3 protein-coding genes are annotated in these 5,674 nt (G+C 72.4%); all 3 read left to right on the forward strand.

Translation table 11 applies throughout. The annotated features are described in order from the left end of the window. Nucleotides 1-80 precede the first annotated feature (80 nt). Nucleotides 81-2,765, forward strand: coding sequence for an aconitate hydratase AcnA (acnA, locus tag IRZ18_08075; GenBank protein ID MBX5477061.1), 2,685 nt, complete (start codon nt 81-83; stop codon nt 2,763-2,765). Between the two features lie 202 nt (nt 2,766-2,967). Beyond that, nucleotides 2,968-4,140: a glycosyltransferase family 4 protein gene (locus tag IRZ18_08080; GenBank protein ID MBX5477062.1), complete on the forward strand. Its 1,173-nt coding sequence runs from the start codon at nt 2,968-2,970 to the stop codon at nt 4,138-4,140. Then, nucleotides 4,134-5,674: hypothetical protein (locus tag IRZ18_08085; GenBank protein ID MBX5477063.1), on the forward strand; the 1,541-nt coding region annotated here is incomplete at its 3' end. The genes IRZ18_08080 and IRZ18_08085, both read left to right, overlap by 7 nt.

Consider the following 5,674-nt stretch of genomic DNA (forward strand, 5'->3'; position numbering starts at 1 on the left):
GGAGGCGGCGCGCCGGAGGGAACAGGCGGCGGGCGCGTGACGCATGGATTATATTTCAAGGTGTGAAGGAGGCGGGGCCATTGTTCGACCCATTCGGCGCACGGGATACGCTGCGGACGCGCTCCGGCGACGTCGTCATCTACCGTCTGAGCGCGCTTGAGAAGCAGGGGCTGACGTCGATCGACCGTCTTCCGTACTCGATCCGCGTCCTTTTGGAAAATGTGTTGCGGAACTGCGGCGGGCCGCTCGTCCGCGAAGCGGACGTGCGCGCACTCGCGAATTGGGGCGCCGCCGCGGGTGACGGCGAGATCCCGTTCCTCCCGGCGCGCGTGATCCTGCAGGACTTCACGGGCGTGCCGGCGGTGGTCGATCTCGCCGCCATGCGCGCCGCCGTGGCGGAGCGGGGAGGGTCTCCTGAGAAGATCAACCCGCTGATCCCGGCGGACCTGGTGATCGACCACTCGGTTCAGGTGGACATGTTCGGCAGCGCGGCCGCGTTCGCGTACAACGTGGAGCGCGAGTACGAGCGCAACTACGAGCGCTACAGCCTCTTGCGCTGGGCGCAGAAGGCCTTCCGGAACTTCACCGTCGTCCCGCCGGGCACGGGCATCGTGCACCAGGTCAACCTGGAGTACCTGGCCAAGGTGGTGCAGACGCGCGCGGAGGACGGGCGCACCGTCGCCTTCCCGGATTCCCTTGTCGGCACCGACTCGCACACCACGATGGTCAACGGCCTCGGCGTCCTGGGCTGGGGCGTCGGCGGGATCGAAGCGGAGGCCGTGATGCTGGGGGAGGCGTACAACATGCTCATCCCCGATGTCGTCGGCTTCCGCTTGACCGGCGAACTGCAGGAAGGCGCCACGGCCACGGACCTCGTGCTCACGGTGACCGAGATGCTGCGCAAGCACGGGGTCGTCGGCAAGTTTGTCGAGTTCTACGGGCCGGGCCTCAAGCATCTCGCGCTGGCGGACCGGGCCACCATCGCCAACATGGCGCCGGAATACGGCGCGACGATCGGCTTCTTCCCCGTCGATGAGCAGACGCTGTCGTATCTCCGCCTCACGGGGCGCAGCGAGGAGCTCGTCGACCTCGTGGAACGCTACTGCAAGGAGCAGGGGCTGTTCCGCTCGGACGAGGCGCCGGAACCGACGTACACGGAGACGCTGGAGCTCGACATGAGCACGGTGCGGCCGAGCCTGGCCGGGCCGAAGCGGCCTCAGGATCGCCTGGACCTCAGAGACGTGCGCGCCTCGTTCCACAAGGCGTTCGACGCGCAGATCGCCGAGCGCGAGGCGAAGTCCGCCCCCGCGGGCGGCGTCGCCGTGGCGACGCGCCGGAAGGTCGAGGACGGCGCGGTGGTGATCGCGGCGATCACCAGCTGCACGAACACGTCGAACCCGTCCGTCATGCTGGCCGCGGGTCTTCTGGCCAAGAAGGCGGTGGAGCGCGGCCTAAAGGTTCCCGATCACGTCAAGACGAGCCTCGCGCCGGGTTCGCGCGTGGTCACGGACTACCTCGAGGCGTCGGGGCTCCTTAAGTATCTCGAACAGCTCCGCTTCCACGTCGTCGGGTACGGCTGCACGACGTGCATCGGCAACAGCGGCATGCTCATCGAGGACGTGGCCAGGGAAGTCGAAGCGAACGACCTGGTCGTGGCGGCCGTGCTCAGCGGCAACCGGAACTTCGAGGGCCGCATCAACCCGCAGGTCAAGGCCAACTATCTCGCCTCGCCGCCGCTCGTCGTCGCGTACGCGCTCGCGGGCACGGTGGACATCGACCTGACCCGGGAGCCGCTCGGCGTGGACGCCCAGGGACAGCCCGTCCATCTCCGCGACATCTGGCCGTCCCAGGAGGAGATCCGCGACGCGATCGAAACCTCCGTGAGCGCCGAGATGTTCAAGAAGCACTACGCCCATGTGTTTGACGGCGACGAACGCTGGCGCCGCTTGCCGGTTCCGGACGGCGATCTCTACGACTGGGCGGACACGTCGACGTACATCCGCCGGCCGCCGTTCTTTGACGATCTTCCGGAGGAGGCGCCGCCGCTGCGGGACATCCGCGGCGCGAGGGTTCTGGCGCTGCTCGGCGATTCCATCACCACGGACCACATCTCGCCGGCGGGCGCGATCGCCAAGGACAGCCCGGCGGGGCGGTACCTCATGGAACGTGGCGTGGAGCCGCGCGACTTCAACACCTACGGCGCCCGCCGCGGCAACCACGAGGTGATGGTGCGGGGCACGTTCGCCAACATCCGGCTGCGCAACCGCCTGGCGCCCGGCAAGGAGGGTGGCTGGACCACCTACATCCCGACCGGCGAAGTGATGACGATCTACGACGCGTCCGTCAAGTACCGCGAGGCGGGCATCCCGCTCATCGTGATCGCCGGCAAGGAGTACGGCACGGGCAGCTCGCGCGACTGGGCGGCGAAAGGGCCGCAGCTTCTCGGCGTGCGCGCCGTGCTGGCGGAGAGCTTCGAGCGCATCCACCGCAGCAACCTCGTCGGCATGGGCATCCTGCCGCTGCAGTTCAAGGACGGCGAGTCGGCCGCGTCGCTGGGCCTGGACGGCTTCGAGACGTACGACATCGAAGGGCTGGAGCGGCTGGCCCCGCGCGCCGAGGTCACGGTGAAGGCGACGAAGCCGGACGGCCGCGTCGTGACCTTCCAGGCCATCGCCCGTCTCGACACGCCGGTGGACGTGGAGTACTACCGGAACGGCGGCATCCTGCAGACGGTGCTGCGGCGCATGTTGAACGCCACCGCTTAGGAGCGCGTCCGAACACGGCAAAGCAGGGCGACGGGCCGGCGCACCCTTCGTGGGCGCCGGCCCGTCACATCCGTTTGCTGTCCGGGCGGGCGGCACGGTCCCGCGTTCGATGCAGGCTCCTCCATACGGCGGCTCGGGAGGGCCGGCGTATCGCGCGGCCGGCGCCCGGGAATGGTAAGCGAGAAACGGGAGGCACCCCGCGATGGGGCCCATGGACGTCCTGCACCTGGTCCGCCCGGCGGCGGGCGGCATGCGGAACCACGTCGTCTCGCTCGCGGAGCGGTTGGACCGCGCGCGTTTCCGTGTATGCGTGTTTGGGCCCTTGGATCCCGCAACGGCGCAGCGCCTGCGGGCGAAGGGCGTGGATGTCGGTCACGCGGACGTTCCCGGCGGGCTGTCGCCGGCGCTCCTGCGCGCCGCCGCGGCCGTGCGTCGCGTCGTGACGGAGCGTCAGCCGGCCATCCTGCACTGCCACGGGCTCGTCGGAGGACTGGTCGGCCGGTTGGCTCTTGAAGGACTGCCGTCCGGGGTGAGAGCGCCGGCCGTCGTGTTGACCGTCCACAATCTTCCCGACTGGCCGCCCTCGCGGTTGCGCCGGCCGCTCCAACGGTACCTGGAGCGGCGCTTCGCCCGGCGAACGGCGCGCTACATCGCCGTGTCGCTCGCCGTGCGTGACTCCCTCGTGAGTTCCCTCGGCGTTTCGCCGGACAAGGTCAGCGTCATCTACAACGGCATCGACCTCGCCCGCTTCGCGGCGGCGTCACCCCCGAGGGCCGCCGCACGGGCGGAGGTCGGCCTGCCCGCCGGCGTGCCGGTCGTGGCGGCGGTCGCCCGGCTCGCGCCCGAGAAGGGCATCGACGTGCTTCTTGAGGCCTTCGTGCGCCTCGGGCAGCGGGCGACGGCGCACCTGGCGATCGCGGGCGACGGTCCCCTGCGCGGCGTGCTGGAGCGGCGCGCGCGCCAGGCGGGCGTGGCGGAACGCGTGCATTGGCTCGGCCACGTGACGGACCCGCTGCCGCTCCTGCGAGCCGCCGACGTGGTCGCCGTGCCGTCGCGCGCCGAGGGCCTGGGCGTCGCGTGCATCGAGGCCATGGCCGCAGGACGGGCGGTGGTCGCCTCGGCGGCTGGCGGGCTTGGCGAGGTCGTGCAGCACCGCGTCAACGGACTGCTCGTGCCGGCGGGCGACGCCATGGCGCTGCGCGCCGCACTGGAGCGCCTGCTCGGCGACGAGCTCCTGCGCCGCCGCCTGGGGCAGCGGGCCCGCCAGGACGCGTTGCAGCGCTTCAGCGTCGACGCGATGGTCCGCAACACGACCCGCCTGTACGAGTGGCTGGTCGAGGCTCCGGGCGGGCGCCGCCCGCGGTGGTCGTGGTAGGCGGTCGCGGGTCGCTGCGGTGGCGGGTACTGGCCGTCGCCGCCATCGCCGCGGCCCTCGTTCCATGGGGCGGGCGCGCGGCCGCCGCGACGCCGCCGGTCCGCGTCTGGGTCGTGCTGGTGCCCGGCCTCCGCCTTGACGACATCCGCGGCGGCGCCATGCCCGCGCTGCGCCGGCTCGGCGAGTCCGGCGCGGCCGGCGTGTGGAACGTGTCGACGGCCGGAGCGGGCACGCCCGCGGAGGGGGCGGCCACCATCGGCGCCGGCGCCCGGCTGCGCGCGCCCGAGGAGGACGGCCTGGGCCTTCTCGCAGGCGAAGTCTGGCATGGGGAGAGCGCGACCCAGCTGTACGGACGGTGGGTCGGGCGGCCCTGGCCGCGCGGCGGGGCGGCGGTCGTGAACCTGGGCGGCTGGCAGGCGGCGAACGACAGCCTGCCCTACCCGGTCCACCTCGGCCGGTTGGGCGACGCCGTGCATGCCGCCGGGTGGCGCACGGCCGTTTGGGGCGACGCCGACCAACCGGGAGCGCGACGCGAGCGGGACGGCGTGCTTCTCGCCATGGACGGCGAGGGGAGCGTCGACCTGGCGTGGCTCGGGGAGGCGACGCGCCGTCCCGAGCCGGCTGCCCCTTTCGGCACGACGGCCGATCTGGCGGCGATGTCGCGGTCGCTCGCCGCCCTGCCCGAGGACGTGGCGCTCGTCGTCGTGGAGCTGGGCGATCTCGCGCGGTGGGACGCCGACGCCGTCGCGGCGACCGGGCCGCGCCGCGATGCGGAGCGCGCCAGAGCCCTGGCGCTCGTCGACGCAGGCGTCGCGGAAGTGTCGCGCCTGGCCGGATCGCGCGACGCGGTCTGGGTGCTGGCACCATCCCCGCCGCAGGCCGACCGCCAAGCCGGGCAACGCCTCGCTCCCGTCGCCGTGCGCGCCCCCGGCTGGCGCGGGGCCCTGTGGTCGCCGAGCACGCGCACGTCCGGTCTCGTCACGAACCTCGACTTCGCGCCCACGGTGCTCGCCATGCTCGGACTGCCCGGCGACGCCACCCTGGCGGGACGCCCGATGGCCGCCCGGGCCACGGACGGCCGGTCGCCGTGGGACATCGCCGCCCGCATCGCGGACGTGGCGTGGGCGTCGGCCCAACGGCGGCCCCTGCTGATCAAGTCGTACATCCTCGGAGCGATGGGCGTGATCCTCGTGACGGCCCTCGCCCTGCGGTGGCCGGTGGCGCGCCGCCTGCGGCCGTGGATCTCCGTGTGGAGCCTGGCCGTGGCGTATGGCCCGCTGGCCATGATGTCGTTCCTTGCCGCGCCCCTGGTGCGGCCCCTGCCGGCGTTATGGCTTTGGGCGCTCGTCACCGCCGCGCTGGCCTTCGCCACCTGGAGGTGGAGCGGGCGCGCGGCCGTGCGCGCGTTCGCCTGGGCGGGGACGCTCACCGCCGTCGCGGTGTTTCTCGACCTCGCGACGGGCGGGCACGCGATGGCCGCGTCGCCGTTGGGCTTCAACCCGATCGGCGGCGCGCGCTATTACGGGCTGGGCAA

This window comes from Clostridia bacterium (genome assembly GCA_019683875.1).
GTDB lineage: Bacteria > Bacillota > Sulfobacillia > RBS10-35 > Bu92 > Bu92.